Source organism: Corynebacterium nasicanis (genome assembly GCF_042658165.1).
GTDB lineage: Bacteria > Actinomycetota > Actinomycetes > Mycobacteriales > Mycobacteriaceae > Corynebacterium > Corynebacterium nasicanis.
Genome location: NZ_JBHSQE010000010.1, coordinates 85,586 through 99,661, shown reverse-complemented (window position 1 = coordinate 99,661; position 14,076 = coordinate 85,586). Strand labels below are relative to the sequence as shown.

The following is a 14,076-nucleotide window of genomic DNA, read 5'->3' as shown; positions in this document are numbered from 1 at the left end:
GATCATGCGTTGCGTCATCACCGGAGGTGCCGGCTTCTTGGGCAGCCACCTCGCGGACCTCATCATCCAGCAAGGGCATGAGGTACTCGTCCTCGATTCGCTGCACACCGGTTCCCGCGCAAACATCTGCCACCTTCTCCCCCACCCCGCCTTCACCTTCCGCGAGTGCGACGTCCGCTACCCGCTGCAGGTCGATGGGCCGGTGGATATCGTGTTCCACCTGGCCTCACCCGCCTCGCCCCCGGTGTTCACCGCGCAACGGGTCGACTGCCTGCTCACCAACTCCCTCGGGGTCTACCACGCCGCGCGCCTCGCCCTGGACAGCGGGGCGCGGCTGGTGCAGGCGTCGACAAGCGAGGTCTACGGTGACCCACTGCACCACCCGCAGGTGGAGGGCGACTGGGGCAACGTCAACCCCATCGGCGAGCGCAGCTGCTACGACGAGGGGAAACGCTACGGTGAGGCCCTTATTACCGCGATGCGCCTGGAGCACGGGCTCAACTCCGGCATCGCCCGGATCTTCAACACCTACGGTCCCCGGATGCACCCGCACGATGGTCGCGTCATCTCCGGATTCGTCCGGCAGGCGCTCGCCGGGGAACCCCTCACCGTCTTCGGCAACGGCTCCCAGACCCGGAGCTTCTGCTACGTCAGCGACCTCGTCCGCGGACTGTGGCTCCTGGGCAACTCCGATCACCCGGGGCCCGTCAACCTGGGTAACCCCCTCGAGCACAGCGTCCTCGACATGGCCCATTACATCCGGCGGCTCACGGGATCGTCCTCCCCCATCGTCCACGAGCCTCTGCCCGGGGATGACCCGGCGCGCCGCCGTCCGCAGATCGCCCGCGCCAAGGAGGTCCTGGGATGGGAGCCGGTCGTCGGACTGGAGGAGGGAATGAGCCAGGTGATCGCCTGGCAGCGGCAGGTCCTGGCGGCCTCGAAGCTGCCCGCGTGAGCAGGCATTCCCTCCAGGTCCAGCAGTCGCGCGCTTTAGCAGAGGAACGCCGTGCACTCGCCGCGGAGATCCGCTCGTTGAGCGGTGGCTGCGTCGCCGACATCGCCCCGAGCGGGCCGGTCCTGGCGCGGCAGCCGGCGCGGCAGATCAGGAACGCGCCCGCGGAGCTTTTTGAAGCGGCGCTGAGTCCGCGGCAACAGCGCTTCCTCGACCTCATGGTGGTGCTGTGGTGGTCACTCATCATCGTCTTCGGGGTGTGGTGGTTCCAACCCCAGCACGTCGGCACCACCTTCGGCCTCGTGTCCAACTCCATCGTCGTCTGGTTCATGCTGCTCATCCCCGCCGGCTATGTGTTCCGCATGCGTGGGCTGCGTCGGGTACGACGCGACCTGCCGCTTCCCGACGCCCGCGTCGCCATGATCACCACCCGCGCCCCCAGTGAACCGTTCTCCGAGGTCCGCCCCACCCTGGAGGCGATGCTCTCTCAGGACACCACATTCCCCTATGACGTGTGGCTGGCCGATGAAGCCCCCACCGATGAGATCCTCGCCTGGTGCACGGCGCACGGCGTGCAGGTGTCCACCCGCGAGGGGGTCGAGGCCTACCACCGCGACGAGTGGCCCCGGCGCACCCGCTGCAAGGAGGGCAACCTCGCCTACTTCTACGACACCCACGGCTACGACAACTACGAGATCGTCGCCCAGTTCGACTGCGACCACATACCCGCTCCGGACTACCTCGAGGCGATCCTGCGGCCCTTCTCCCACCCGGACGTCGGCTACGTGGCCGCGCCCAGCATGTGCGACCTCAACCGCGCGGAATCCTGGTCCGGCCGGGGACGCCTCTATGCCGAGGCCCACATCCACGGCCCCTTCCAGCTCTCGCACAACGGCGGGCTCACCCCGACGTGCATCGGCTCCCACTATGCGGTGCGCACGTCGGCGCTCGCCCGGGCCGGGGGCCTCGGCCCGGAACTCGCCGAGGATTTCTCCACCTCCTACGTCATCCGCCTCACCGGCGCGGACGGGGTCTTCGCCATCGATGCCCGGGCGCACGGGCAGGGTCCTCCCACCTTCGCCGCGATGGTCACCCAGGAGTTCCAGTGGACCCGCTCACTGGTGGTCCTCTTTCTCGGGCTGGTGAGCCGGACCCTGCCGGTGTTCCACCCGCGGCTGCGATTCCGCTTCAGTTATGCGCTGCTGTTCTCCTCGCTGGTCGGGGTGATGGCCGCGGCCGGCTTCCTCATCGCCCCGCTGGCGGTGGTGCTCGACCAGCAGTGGATGCGCATGAACTTCCTCATGTTCCTGCTGCTGACCTTCCTGGTCACGCTGCCGCTCGTCGGTGTGACGTGGATCCAACGGCGGGCGGGCCTGCTCCGTCCCAACGACGTTCCCCTCATCAACTGGGAGTCGGGGGTGTTCCAGCTGGTCCGCTGGCCTTATCTCCTGCAGGGCGCGCTGGCTGGTGTCCGGCAGGTGCTCACGCGGAAGCAGGTGCAGTTCCGGGTCACCCCCAAGGGGGACACGGGCCTGACCCCCATGTCGGTGAAGGTGATCGTGCCCTATGTCGTTCTCGCGCTCGTCCTCACCGGCATCGGCGGGTGGGGCACCGTCACCGACCGCGCGCTCGGTTACGCCGGTCTGACCTTGTTGGGTGCGGTGACCTACGGGTTCCTCTCCTTCTTCATCCCGTGGATGCACCTGCGGGAGCTGCCTTTGGGGGTGGGCACGCGCGCGGAGCGCATCGCGGCGGTCCGCACCCCGCTGCTCCTCGGGGTGGGCGTGTTCCTGCTCTCGCTGGCGGCTCTGGCCCTGTTCGTCTCAGTGTTTTTCGGAGGTTATCAATGGATCGTCTAGATCAACCGGTGCTGGTCACCGGAGGCACCGGTTTCATCGGCAGCCATATAGTCGTCGAGCTGCTTCGCGACGGCCGCCAGGTGGTCATCATCGACGACCTCTCCAACTCCCACCCGGCCGTCCTGCACGCGGTGGCCGAGCTCGGCGGAGCGGAGCCGGTGCTCGAGGTCGGTGACATCCGCGACCGCGCCTTCCTCGCCGACGTCCTCGCCCGGCACCGGCCCGGCGCGGCCATCCACTTCGCCGCGAAGAAGGCGGTGGGTGAGTCCGTGGAAATCCCCGCCACCTACCTCGACGTCAACATCGGCGGCACCGCGACGCTGGTGGCCGCGCTGCACGACGCCGGAGTGCGCACCCTCGTGTTCTCCTCCTCCTGCTCCGTCCACGGGGAGACCGACCCGACCCCGCTCAACGAGGACTCCCCCGTCGCCCCGGCGAACCCCTACGCCTACACCAAACTCACCGGCGAGCAGATGCTCGCGCGGCTGGTCGGGGCGGACCCCTCCTGGGCGACGGTGGCGCTGCGCTACTTCAACCCCATCGGCGCGCACCCGAGTGGTCTGCTCGGCGAGGCCGGGAAGGGGCGCCCGCTCAACATCATGCCCTGGCTGGTGGATGTGGCGAGCGGCCGGCAGCCGGAGCTCGCGGTCTTCGGCGACGACTGGCCCACCCCGGACGGCACGTGCGTGCGGGACTACCTGCACGTCGTCGACGTCGCCCGGGTGCACGTCCTCGCCCTGCGCCACCTGGAGGCAGGTGCTGCGCGGGTGTTCAACATCGGCAGCGGGGTGGGCACCAGCGTGCTCGAGCTTATCGACGCCATGGAGGAGGCCTGCGGCCGGGAGATCCCCTACCGCATCGCGCCCCGGCGCGACGGTGACGTCTCCTCCCTCGTGGCTGACGCGCGCCTCGTGCAGGAGGAGTGGGGCTGGCGCCCGGAGTTCACGGTGGCGGACATGTGCGCGGACACGTGGCGCTACGAGCAGCAGGGCGCGCGACTCAGTCGCGGGGACTGACCGCGCCGACACTGTCCTCCCCTCCTGCGATCGGACGGCCGAGCAGGTCGCCGGTGGCGGGTTCCACACGTAGGTCGGTGGTCGGTGGGAACGCCACGCGCAGGGGCGAATGCACGGCCAGACCATTCGGGAGATCGTCACGGTCGAGGAAGTCCGGAGCCCGGGCGACATTGTGTCCCGCCCCGGGGAGGAAACCGGAAACCTCGTCGATGTCGTGGGCCAGCCCTCCGTCCCAGTCCAGGAGCGGGACCTGCGGTGACACCGCCAGCTGGTTGGCCGCGAACTCGAGCTGCCCCGCTGCATCGAAACTGCGGATTCTCACTGCGGGAGCGGAACCCGCACTGGTGTCGAGGATGTTGTGATGGACACGCAGGTTGCGCACCGTGCCCATGAGCAGGAGCGCAGAGGCACCCGCACCGTCTCCTCCCCGCGTGACGACAGTGTTGTGGTGGAGGTGGATGTCGTGGACAAAGACGTCCGGGTCATCGGTGTCCAGCCCCCCGAGCACCGCGAAGCCGGAGGGCAGTTGGTCGGTATGACCGTCGCCCACGGAGGCGTTGTAGCGGAAGGTGACCCTGCCGGTGGGCGTACCCTTCCCGTGGGTGTAGACGAGGAACCCGGCGCCGTGGTTGTCGTGTGAGAGATTGCGTTCGACCAGGACGTCGGTCGCTGAGATGTCGACGCCGAAGCCTCCGCCGTCGGTCCAGCCGGAACGGTTGTGGTGGGAGGTGTTGTCCCGGATGATGACGTCGGTGGAGTCGTGGGTCCACAATCCGATGGGTCCTTCGGGGGCGTGGGACTCCGCCCCGTTGCGGGAGGTGTCATTCCGCTCGACGACAGCTCCGTCCACGGAGCCGATGACGATGCCGCTTCCCGTGTTGACCTCCTCCCTTTCGATGCCTCGCGTGCCGGTGACCACGCTGTCTCTGATCCGCAGGTCACTGAGGGCGTAGTCGGGTGCGGTGGCTCCGTAGGTGATGATGCCGTTGCGCTGCGCCCCGGTGACGTGGACCGCCTCGATGGTGACACCGTCGAAGCCGTCGCCGGCCCGCTCGGCCCCCACGGCCACGCCCTGGTAGGCCCCGTCGATGGCGAGATCCCGCAGGGTGATCGCCGAGTGACGTCCCCCACCCGGGCTCACGGTGACCAGTACACCGTCGACGGGGGCATCACCCTCCACGATGATGTCCACTCCGCTCACCTCGACGCCAGAGGTGTCGACGATATCGATACCGGCCTTCCCCTCGGCCACGATGCCGGGGAAGGACTCGTCCGCAGTGATCCGCACGGGAAGCTCGGGGGCGCCGGCATCCTCGCTGGTCACACGCAGCGTGCCGGGCAGGGGCCGGTCACCGGTGAGCACGATCGTCTCGCCCGGCGCGAGCTCCTGCTCGGTGGCCCGCTCGAGGCTGGCCCAGGCCCGCTCGGGGCGCAGTCCGGAAGCGTCATCATCGCCGTCGGCGGACACGTAGTAGGTGACCGGTCCCTTCGTGAACGCCACCCCACACCCCGCCAGCAGCATCGCCGACACCAGCACCGCCACCGCCCGCCACGTCCGGATCACGCACATCCCTTTCCTGGTGTCACCCGTGTCCGGCCCTCCGGATGCTTGCCGGGTAAACCGATCTGTCGTTGGGACAGAGACTATCAGTGTCATCGGCATCCCACCCCTTTTCCCGCCCCTCCCCGTGCGCCGCTTATCGACGCCCAAGGAGTCACACCCACCGTCAGATCTTCAGGATCCCGCGGCGGTGGCTCGGACGCGACCTGGGACTTTTCGCGGTTGGAGTCATCTCGAACCTGAAAAGCTCACGCCGGCCCGGTCAGACACCGAAACACGTAGAGACCGCACCCGGACTATTCTCGGGTGCGGTCTCTCCGCTGACTGGACCTGCTAGACGACTGCGTTGGCACCCGTCGCGTGACCGAAGAGGTCCGGCAGGGTGGCCTTCCAGGCGTCCTTGAGCTCGTCGATGTTGACGGTCGTGGAGCCGAAGGTGAGGTCACGGCCCTGCGTGGTCTCACCGATGCGGACGGCCGGGACACCGAGCTCGGCGGCGCGTGCGAGCACGGCGTCGACATTGTCCTCGGTGGTGGCCACGAGCGCGCGGGACGCGGACTCGGAGAACAGCGCGACGAACTCTTCCTTGTGGACTCCCGCGAGGTCGAGGGCGACGCCGCCCGTGTAGCGGAAGGCCATCTCGGCGACGGCCTGCGCCAGGCCGCCCTCGGAGAGGTCGTGGGCGGCGGTGAGCAGCGAGTTGCCGACGAAGAAGTCGGCGAGGCGCTCTTCGTTGGCCAGGTCGACCTGCGGGGGCAGGCCGGCCAGGCCGCCGCCGGAGATCTTCTGCCAGATGGAGCCACCGAACTCGTCGGCGGTGTCACCCAGGAGGATGAGCACCTCCTTCTCGTCGACGGAGCCGAGGTCGTGCCCGATGGCGTCGTGGACGTCCTCGATGACGCCGAGGACACCGACGACCGGGGTCGGCAGGATCGGGGTCTCGCCGGTCTGGTTGTAGAAGGAGACGTTGCCGCCGGAGACCGGGATGCCCAGCTCCTTGGCGCCGTCGGCCAGTCCGTGGACGGACTCGCGGAACTGCCACATGACGTCCGGGTTCTCCGGGGAACCGAAGTTGAGGCAGTTGGTCACGGCCACCGGGCGGGCGCCGGTGACGGCGACGTTGCGGTACGCCTCGGCCAGCGCCAGGCGGGCGCCGGTGCTCGGGTCCAGCTTGGTGTAGCGGCCGGAGGCGTCGGCGGAGACGGCGACGCCGCGGTTGCTCTCCTCGTTGATGCGCAGGACACCGGCGTCGGAGTACTTCGCCTTGACGGTGTTACCGCGCACGTAACGGTCGAACTGCTCCGTGATGAAGTCGCGGGAGCACAGGTGCGGGGAGGTGACCATGTCGAAGAGGGCCTGGCCCAGGTCCTCCGGGCGCTCGACGGGGGTGTACTCCTGCAGCGCGTCCTGCCACTCGGGGCGGGCGAAGGGGCGGTTGTAGACGGGGCCCTCGTCGATGGTGGACGGCGGGGCGTCCATGACGATCTCGCCGTTGTGGACGACGAGGAGGCGGTCGGGCTCGTCGGTGACCTCGCCGATCTCGGCGCAGGTGACCTCCCAGCGGGCGCAGATCTCCTTGAACTTCTCGACGTTCTCCGGGGTCACCACGGCGCACATGCGCTCCTGGGATTCGGAGGCGAGGATCTCGGCGGCGGTCATGTTCTCGGCGCGCAGCGGCACGGCGTCGAGGTTGACGCGCATGCCGCCGTCACCGGCGGCAGCCAGCTCGGAGGTGGCGCACGCGAGGCCGCCGCCGCCGAGGTCCTGGATACCGACGACGACGCCGGCGTCGTAAAGCTCGAGGCAGCACTCGATGAGCACCTTCTCGGCGAAGGGGTCGCCGACCTGGACGGCGGGGAGCTTGCGCTCCTCGCCCTCCTCGAAGTTGGCGGAACCGAGGACGGACACGCCGCCGATGCCGTCGAGGCCGGTGCGGGAGCCGAAGAGCATGACCTTGTTGCCGGAACCGGAGGCGAAGGCCAGCTTGAGGTCCTCGACCTTGAGGGTGCCCACGCACAGCGCGTTGACCAGCGGGTTACCCAGGTAGGCCTCGTCGAAGATGGTCTCGCCGCCGATGTTGGGCAGGCCCAGGGAGTTGCCGTAGCCGCCGATGCCGGCGACGACGCCGGGCAGGACGCGGCTGGTGTCGGCGGCGTCAGCCGGGCCGAAGCGCAGCTGATCCATGACGGCGATCGGGCGGGCGCCCATGGCCATGATGTCGCGGACGATGCCGCCGATGCCGGTGGCGGCACCCTGGTACGGCTCGACGAAGGACGGGGAGTTGTGGGACTCGACGCGGAAGGTGACGGCGTCGCCGCCGCCGATGTCGACCACGCCGGCGTTCTCGCCGATGCCGGCGAGAATCTTGGAGGCCATCTCCTCGGTGGTGGTCTCACCGAAGTAGCGCAGGTGCACCTTGGAGGACTTGTAGGAGCAGTGCTCGGACCACATGACGGAGTACGTGGTCAGCTCGGCGTCGGTGGGACGGCGGCCGAGGATGGACTTGATCTTGTCGTACTCGTCCTGCTTGAGGCCGAGCTCCTCCCACGGCTGCTCGAGGTCCGGGGTGGCCAGGGCGGCGTCGACGGTGTCGTTGTGAACGGTCATATTTCAAGCCCTCCTAGGCTGCGATCGTGCCGATGGCGGACAGGAACATTCCCAGGCCGTCGAGCGACGGACCGGTGAGCACCTCGACGGCGTGCTCCGGGTGCGGCATGAGGCCGACGACGCGGCCGGTCTCGTTCGTGACACCGGCGATGGCGTTGACGGACCCGTTGTAGTTGTCGGTGTAGCGGAAGACGACGCGGCCCTCCCCCTCGAGCATCTCGATGGTCTCCGGGGCGGCCTGGAAGCGGCCCTCGCCGTGCTTGGCGGGGATGAGGATCTTCTGGCCGGACGCGTAGTGCGAGGTCCACGCGGTGTCGGCGTTGACCACCTCGAGGTAGGTGTCGGTGCAGTGGAAGTGCAGGCCCTGGTTGCGGGTGAGCGCACCCGGCAGCAGGCGGGCCTCGGTGAGCACCTGGAAACCGTTGCAGATGCCCAGGACGGGCATGCCCTTGCCGGCGGCCTCGACCACGGAGGTCATGACCGGGGCGATGGCGGAGATGGCGCCGGAGCGCAGGTAGTCACCGTAGGAGAAACCGCCGGGGACGACGACGGCGTCGACGCCCTTGAGGTCCTCGTCGGCGTGCCAGAGGTTGACCACCTCGGCGCCGGCGATGCGCACGGCGCGGGCCGCGTCGACATCGTCGAGCGTGCCGGGGAAGGTGATGACTCCGATCTTGGCGGTCACTGAGCGACCTCCACACCGACGACCTCGAAGTCCTCGATCACGGTGTTGGCGAGCAGAGTTTCGGCGAGCTTCTCCAGGTCAGCGGCGGTGACGGAGTCATCCACCTCGAGCTCGAAACGCTTGCCCTGGCGGACATCGCTCACGCCGGTGACGCCGATGCGTCCCAGAGCGCGGTGGACAGCCTGCCCCTGGGGGTCCAGGATCTCCGCCTTCGGCATGACATTCACAACAACACGGGCCACAGTTTTCCCTTATCTTCGCCGGAATTGGTCGGTCTCAGCATAGCGCGTCAAGGGCATTCCTAATACTCCGCGAAACTTTTTCCGGGTCCACCCCTCCGGGTACTTCCGGGTGTTTCCGGAGGCGTCCGGGCGATCAGGTTCCGAGCGGCATCCCGGAGACGACACCCCGGTAGTCTCCGGGCTCGGCGCCCGCCGCGACGGCGGCCCGGGCCGCCCGGAAGAAGTCCGCGGCCACCTTCTTGTCCGCCAGGTTGCGGCCCGAGACCGACAGGCGGATGGTGTTGCCCCGCGCAGCACCCCGCTCGGCGGCGCGGATGACGTTGCGACGCCACCACTTGGCCGCGCCGAAGCCCTCACCGACGGAGAGGTTGCGGCACTGGAGGAAGGTGTCGGAGCGCAGCAGATGCAGCCCCCGGGTGCTCGCCGCCAGGGCGAAGCCGAAATCCGGGAGCACCTCAAGTGTGCCGGGCGACATGCGCCAGCGCGGCGGGGCGAAAAGATCGGTCTCGATGCCGATCTTGCGCATCTGCCGGGTGGCGCCGGCGACGCGGAGGCGGGCCTCGTGGGCCTCGAGCGTGGCGAACTCGGAGCGCCGCCCCTGCACCGCCTGATCGAAGCCATTGAGGATGAGCGCGCGCCCGGCCTCCTGCTGCGCGAGGAGCCACTCCCGGGTGGCGGCATCCTTGGCCAGGTGCCAGTTGCCGTCGATGTGCGGAGCCACCAGCAGCGACACCGGGATACCGGCGGCATCGAGGCGTCCGACCATGTCCGCCACTGCTCCCCGGGTATCAGAGAAGATACTGGAGATCGATACCAGGAGCCGACCATGCATAGGCGCGATTATCGCATGCGCGGGCGTCCCTGTCCTGCCGAGCGCGTCACTCGCCGCGCCAGCTTAGCGACGTGCCATCCGGCGGATCCACCAGAGGAGCAGGAGGATGACCACCACGGCGGCGGCCAGCACGGCCCACATCCACCACTGCATCTTAAAGCCGGCGTCCTCGAATACCTTGCCGTCGTCCGGATCCATCTCCACGCGGTGGGCGTGGACGAGCAGGCGGTGGGTGTTCACGCCGTAGGGCGTGCACGTGATGAGGGTGATGAGGTCCTCCCCCGCCACCGGGGAGAGCGTGTCCGTCTCATTGGGCAGGACCACGTCGATGCCGTGGACCTCGTACTTCATCCGCTCGCCGAAGGTGGAGATGTAGATGGCATCGCCCTCCTTCACCTTCACCAGGTTGTCCCACAGCGTGGCGTTGGTGATGCCGGTGTGCCCGGTGATCACGGAATGCGTGCCCTCCCCGCCGACGGGCAGGGCGGAACCGTAGAGGTGGCCCAGACCCTTCTGCAGGGTGTCGGGCTGCGTGCCGTGGTAGACGGGCAGGCGCGAATCAATGCTGGGGATGACCACCTGCGACATCGCGGGCTGCCCCGCCAGCTGGGCGAGGTAGAGCTGGTAGAGCTCGTTGCCGGAGCTCACGCGCGCGTCCCAGGGGTCGAGAATCGGGCCCGGGGTGTGCTCCCGGTTGTAGGCGTGCGCCGCCTCGATGGCCTCGTTGAGGGCCACCGGGTCGGCTTCACCGATCTTCTGCTCGTACTCGGCGGCCACGCGCTGCTGGGCGAAGTTGTTCCAGTTGGACGCGATCACGGGGTAGAGCATGACGCTCAGCCCGACGAGGATGATGAGCACGGGCAGGAGCACCCGGCGCAGCGTCGACGGCCTGCGGGCCTCCCGGTGCCGGGCGGTGACGGTCACTGCCGGCTCCTCCTCCGGGCCAGGAGTCCGCCGCCGAGCACGAGCGCGGTGCCGGCGACCACGAGTCCGAGGACGCTGGCGCCGGTCATGGCGAGCGGACCGCGCGGGGGCTCACCCGGCGCGCCGGGGCCACCCGGGGGCGGCGTGGCCGGAGGCGGGGTCGCCGGGGTGGTCCCCGGCGGCGGGACCGGCGTGGTTGGTGGCGGCGGGGGCGGGGTGGTGCCCGGCGGCGGGGGCGGCGGGGTGGTGGTGGGCGTCGGCTCGGGCGAGCCCTTGGCCACCACGACCACGTCGTAGTCCCAGGTGACGCCGTCGACGTCGCCGGTGGGCAGGGTAAGCAGGAAGGGGGCGGCCGTGTGGTAGCGGTAGCCGTCGAGGTGGCGCGGGGTCTCCACGACGTAGTACAGGCCGACGGGCAGGCCGGTGAAATAGGCCTCGCCCTGGGCGTTGGTCACCGCGGAGATGGGTGCCTCCAGCCCGCGGGCGATGGCCTGGGCCACCGTGAGGGAATGGGCGAGATCCCATCCCTCCTGGGTGGTCAGATCCACACCCTGGACGCGCTGGATGGTGAAGGTGACGCCCTCCACCGGGGCCCAGGGCAGGGTGTTGCCCGGGGTCTCGTCGAAGGGGTTGGGCTTCGCCTTGCGGATGGTCAGGGAGATGAGGCGGGTGGGATCGATCTGGGAGACGGCCTGCTGCGAGACGCGGCCGTCGACAATGCGGGCGTCAGCCATGCCGGCCCCCAGGCCGAGCCCGGAGGCGGCGAGCGCTCCGGCCAGCATGATGGACCCCAGGCGAATGCTGCGTGAGTTCATGACTATGCCAGCTCCTCGTTCTCGACCGTGACCTTGTTGTTGCGCAGAGTGCGGAGGATCCACCACACCAGCCCCGCGAGGACCAGACCCGCGACGGCGAGGACCAGCCACATCCACCACTGCATCTGGAAACCGGCGGACTCGAAGACCTTGCCGTCGTCCGGGTCCATCTCCACGCGGTGCGCGTGCACGAGCAGGCGGTGGGTGTTGATGCCGTAGGGGGTGCAGGTGATGAGGGTGAGCAGGTCCTCACCGGACACCTTGCCGATGCTGTCGGTCTCGTGAGGCAGCACGACCTCGATGTCGTGGACCTCGTACTTCAGGCGTTCGCCGAAGGTGGACACGTAGATCGCGTCGCCCTCCTTCACCTTGATGAGGTTGTCCCACAGCGTGGCGTTGGTGATACCGGTGTGACCGGTGATCACGGAGTGCGTGGAGTCGCCGCCGACGGGCAGGGCCGTGCCGTAGAGGTGGCCGAGGCCCTTCTGCAGGGTGTCCGCCTTGGTGCCGTGGTAGACGGGCAGGCGGGAGTTGATCGTCGGGATGACCACCTGGGACATCGCCGGCTGCCCGGCCAGCTGCTCGGTGTAGGCGCGGTACTCGTCGTTGTCGGTGTTGACGTGCACGAGCCACGGGTCGAGGATCGGGCCCTGCACCTGGGTGCGGTTGTACTCGTGCGCCGCCTCGATCGCCTCGTTGAGGGCCACCGGATCGGCGTCCTGGATGAGGTCCTCGTATTCCTGGGCGACCTTTTGCTGGGCGATGTTGTTCCAGTTGGAGGAGATGACGGGGTACAGCATGACCACCAGTCCGATGACGACGATCAGGGCAGGCAGGACCACGCGTCGGAAGGCGGAGGCCTCCTCGAACTTCCTGTGCTGCGCGGTGATGGTCATGGTGCTCACTCCAATGTGACGTGGGAAAAAGGGGCGGGGAATTTAGGGCCTTCCCCGCGGCGGGCCGGGTCAGGAGGCGTCAGCGATGCTTATCGACGCCCCCTTTCCACCAGTCCTCTTAGGACTTGGCGGAGTTGCGGCGGGCGGCGTATGCGCCAGCGCCGATGATGCCTGCGCCTGCGGCAATGATGAGGCCGACACCCATGCCACCGGTCTCCGGCAGGAAGTCGTCGTCGTCGACGTTGAGGACGTCAGCGGTGTAGACGATGTTGGCGCCGGTGACGTCGGTGACGCCCGGGGCGCCCGGGTGCAGCTGGAAGCGGATGGGCTCGACCAGCTTGGCGTAGCCGGCCGGGGCCTTGGTCTCGACCAGGCAGTAGAACTTGTTGATCGCGTCGTCGTGGTTCTCCAGGTTGGTGACGTGGAGGCCGTCGATGGTGAAGGTGCCCTGGGCGTTGGTGACAAAGGTGTTCGGCTCGGTGACGCCGGTGCCGACGGTCAGCGGACCGCCGATGAGGACGCTGCCGCCGTCAGCGCCCGGCTCACAGCGGTAGAGCTGGAACTCGGCGCCTGCGAGGGTCTCGCCGGCCTCGTTCTTCTTGTTGATCGTGACCTTGCCCCACTTGGTCTCCACCTCGTTGGTGGTGGTGGTGGTGTCGCCGCCACCGGAACCGTTGTTGGTGATGACGATGGCCTGGTTCTTCACGATACCGTCGGTGCCACCGATCTCCTTGACGTCGGCCTCGATGGTGGTGACCACCTGGACGGCCGAGTTAGCCGTCTTGGCGTCGGTCAGCTTCTGCAGACCAGCGGCGGTGAAGACGATCTCCACCTGCTGGGTCGCGGCGTTGACGGTGACGGTGTAGTCGGTGCCCTGTGCGAAGACGGTGCCGTCAGACAGGCCGACGGTGATCTGACCCGGGGTGGTGGTCAGCTGCTCCTCGTCCAGGTCATCCTGCACGATGTACTTGGTGATGGTGGTGGCGTTGGTGGCCACGGCCGGGATGTCCGACTTAATGGTGTAGGTGATGGAATCACCAACGTTGTCATCCGCGTCCACGACCTCCTTGGTGGCGGTGGAGGAGGTGTTCTTCGGGTAGACCACCGGGTTGTAGTTCCAGGCGGTGGTCGGGGTGCCGTCGGAGGCCAGGGAGGTCATCGGCACGAAGACGTAGAACGGTGCGGACGGGACGACGCCCTCCGGGACGACGGTCTCGGTGACCAGGTAGAGGCCGAACTGCAGGCCGGAGAACACGGCCTCACCGTTGGCGCCGGTGGTCTGGGTGATGCCCTCATCCAGGACCGGGGTGACGGCGTCAGCGGCGCCATTGGCGATCTTGGAGGCGGCGGCCCAGCCCTCGTTGGTGGAGAGGTCGACGTTGGTGACCTGCTGGAGCTGGAAGGTGACGCCCTCCAGCAGGGTGCCCGGGGTGGTGCCGATGGTCTCACCGGTGGCCGGGTCGCCGGGGTTCTCGCCAGCGCCGAGGAGCTTCTTGACGACGGTCAGGGAAGCCTGGCCGTTCTGGGTCCAGTCGATGGAGTTGTAGGCCGGGGCCGGGTTCGTCTGAGCGGTGGCGATGGCCAGGCCCGCGGTGGCCGGAGCCAGTGCGATGCCGAATGCGGCGACGAAAGCGGCGGTGCGCTTGAAGGAAACGGAAGCCATGAGGGTCCCTCTTTCGGAAATGGT

At 68.4% G+C, this 14,076-nt stretch carries 12 protein-coding genes; 3 read left to right on the top strand and 9 right to left on the bottom strand.

Annotated features, from left to right (window positions below; all coding sequences use genetic code 11):
* The first annotated feature begins 4 nt into the window (after positions 1-4).
* Genes ACFPUZ_RS13015 through galE form a run of 3 tightly spaced genes read left to right on the top strand, consistent with a single transcriptional unit; the run spans position 5 to position 3,827 of the window.
* On the top strand, positions 5-955 hold the full coding sequence (locus ACFPUZ_RS13015) for a UDP-glucuronic acid decarboxylase family protein (protein ID WP_377002365.1): 951 nt from the start codon (positions 5-7) through the stop codon (positions 953-955).
* Positions 952-2,811: a glycosyltransferase family 2 protein gene (locus tag ACFPUZ_RS13010; RefSeq protein ID WP_377002364.1), complete on the top strand. Its 1,860-nt coding sequence runs from the start codon at positions 952-954 to the stop codon at positions 2,809-2,811. The genes ACFPUZ_RS13015 and ACFPUZ_RS13010 overlap by 4 nt, the downstream gene beginning before the upstream one ends.
* Positions 2,799-3,827 (top strand): UDP-glucose 4-epimerase GalE, encoded by a 1,029-nt coding sequence (gene galE / locus ACFPUZ_RS13005; protein ID WP_377002363.1) that lies wholly within the window; start codon positions 2,799-2,801, stop codon positions 3,825-3,827. Before ACFPUZ_RS13010 ends, galE begins: the two co-directional genes overlap by 13 nt.
* Here galE and ACFPUZ_RS13000 read toward each other — a convergent pair.
* From ACFPUZ_RS13000 to ACFPUZ_RS12960, 9 genes are all read right to left on the bottom strand, one after another.
* Complete coding sequence (locus ACFPUZ_RS13000; RefSeq protein WP_377002362.1) at positions 3,811-5,391, bottom strand: right-handed parallel beta-helix repeat-containing protein; 1,581 nt, start codon at positions 5,389-5,391, stop codon at positions 3,811-3,813. The genes galE and ACFPUZ_RS13000 overlap by 17 nt on opposite strands.
* Before the next feature lie 330 nt (positions 5,392-5,721).
* The gene (gene purL, locus ACFPUZ_RS12995) at positions 5,722-7,995 is read right to left on the bottom strand and encodes a phosphoribosylformylglycinamidine synthase subunit PurL (protein ID WP_377002361.1); all 2,274 of its coding nucleotides are present in this window, start codon (positions 7,993-7,995) and stop codon (positions 5,722-5,724) included.
* 13 nt (positions 7,996-8,008) lie between these two features.
* Positions 8,009-8,680 (bottom strand): phosphoribosylformylglycinamidine synthase subunit PurQ, encoded by a 672-nt coding sequence (gene purQ / locus ACFPUZ_RS12990; RefSeq protein WP_377002360.1) that lies wholly within the window; start codon positions 8,678-8,680, stop codon positions 8,009-8,011.
* Entirely contained in the window at positions 8,677-8,922 is a 246-nt protein-coding gene (gene purS / locus ACFPUZ_RS12985; RefSeq protein WP_377002359.1) for a phosphoribosylformylglycinamidine synthase subunit PurS, read from the bottom strand. Before purS ends, purQ begins: the two co-directional genes overlap by 4 nt.
* 133 nt (positions 8,923-9,055) lie before the next feature.
* Positions 9,056-9,754: a DUF2334 domain-containing protein gene (locus ACFPUZ_RS12980; protein ID WP_377002358.1), complete on the bottom strand. Its 699-nt coding sequence runs from the start codon at positions 9,752-9,754 to the stop codon at positions 9,056-9,058.
* A 63-nt stretch (positions 9,755-9,817) separates the two neighbouring features.
* Positions 9,818-10,678, bottom strand: coding sequence for a class C sortase (locus ACFPUZ_RS12975; protein ID WP_377002357.1), 861 nt, complete (start codon positions 10,676-10,678; stop codon positions 9,818-9,820).
* Positions 10,675-11,493 (bottom strand): SpaH/EbpB family LPXTG-anchored major pilin, encoded by an 819-nt coding sequence (locus ACFPUZ_RS12970; protein WP_377002356.1) that lies wholly within the window; start codon positions 11,491-11,493, stop codon positions 10,675-10,677. The genes ACFPUZ_RS12975 and ACFPUZ_RS12970 overlap by 4 nt, the downstream gene beginning before the upstream one ends.
* A gap of 2 nt (positions 11,494-11,495) precedes the next feature.
* Complete coding sequence (locus ACFPUZ_RS12965) at positions 11,496-12,389, bottom strand: class C sortase (protein WP_377002355.1); 894 nt, start codon at positions 12,387-12,389, stop codon at positions 11,496-11,498.
* Positions 12,390-12,507: 118 nt separating this feature from the next.
* Positions 12,508-14,052 (bottom strand): SpaH/EbpB family LPXTG-anchored major pilin, encoded by a 1,545-nt coding sequence (locus ACFPUZ_RS12960; RefSeq protein ID WP_377002354.1) that lies wholly within the window; start codon positions 14,050-14,052, stop codon positions 12,508-12,510.
* Positions 14,053-14,076: the final 24 nt, after the last annotated feature.

Bases quoted from the DNA above. Each gene is read 5' to 3' on its own strand.
- ACFPUZ_RS13015 (WP_377002365.1), top strand. From the start codon at position 5: ATGCGTTGCGTCATCACCGGAGGTGCCGGCTTCTTGGGCAGCCACCTC.
- galE (WP_377002363.1), top strand. From the start codon at position 2,799: ATGGATCGTCTAGATCAACCGGTGCTGGTCACCGGAGGCACCGGTTTC.
- purL (WP_377002361.1), bottom strand. From the start codon at position 7,995: ATGACCGTTCACAACGACACCGTCGACGCCGCCCTGGCCACCCCGGAC.
- ACFPUZ_RS12980 (WP_377002358.1), bottom strand. From the start codon at position 9,754: ATGCATGGTCGGCTCCTGGTATCGATCTCCAGTATCTTCTCTGATACC.
- ACFPUZ_RS12970 (WP_377002356.1), bottom strand. From the start codon at position 11,493: ATGAACTCACGCAGCATTCGCCTGGGGTCCATCATGCTGGCCGGAGCG.
- ACFPUZ_RS12965 (WP_377002355.1), bottom strand. From the start codon at position 12,389: ATGACCATCACCGCGCAGCACAGGAAGTTCGAGGAGGCCTCCGCCTTC.
- ACFPUZ_RS12960 (WP_377002354.1), bottom strand. From the start codon at position 14,052: ATGGCTTCCGTTTCCTTCAAGCGCACCGCCGCTTTCGTCGCCGCATTC.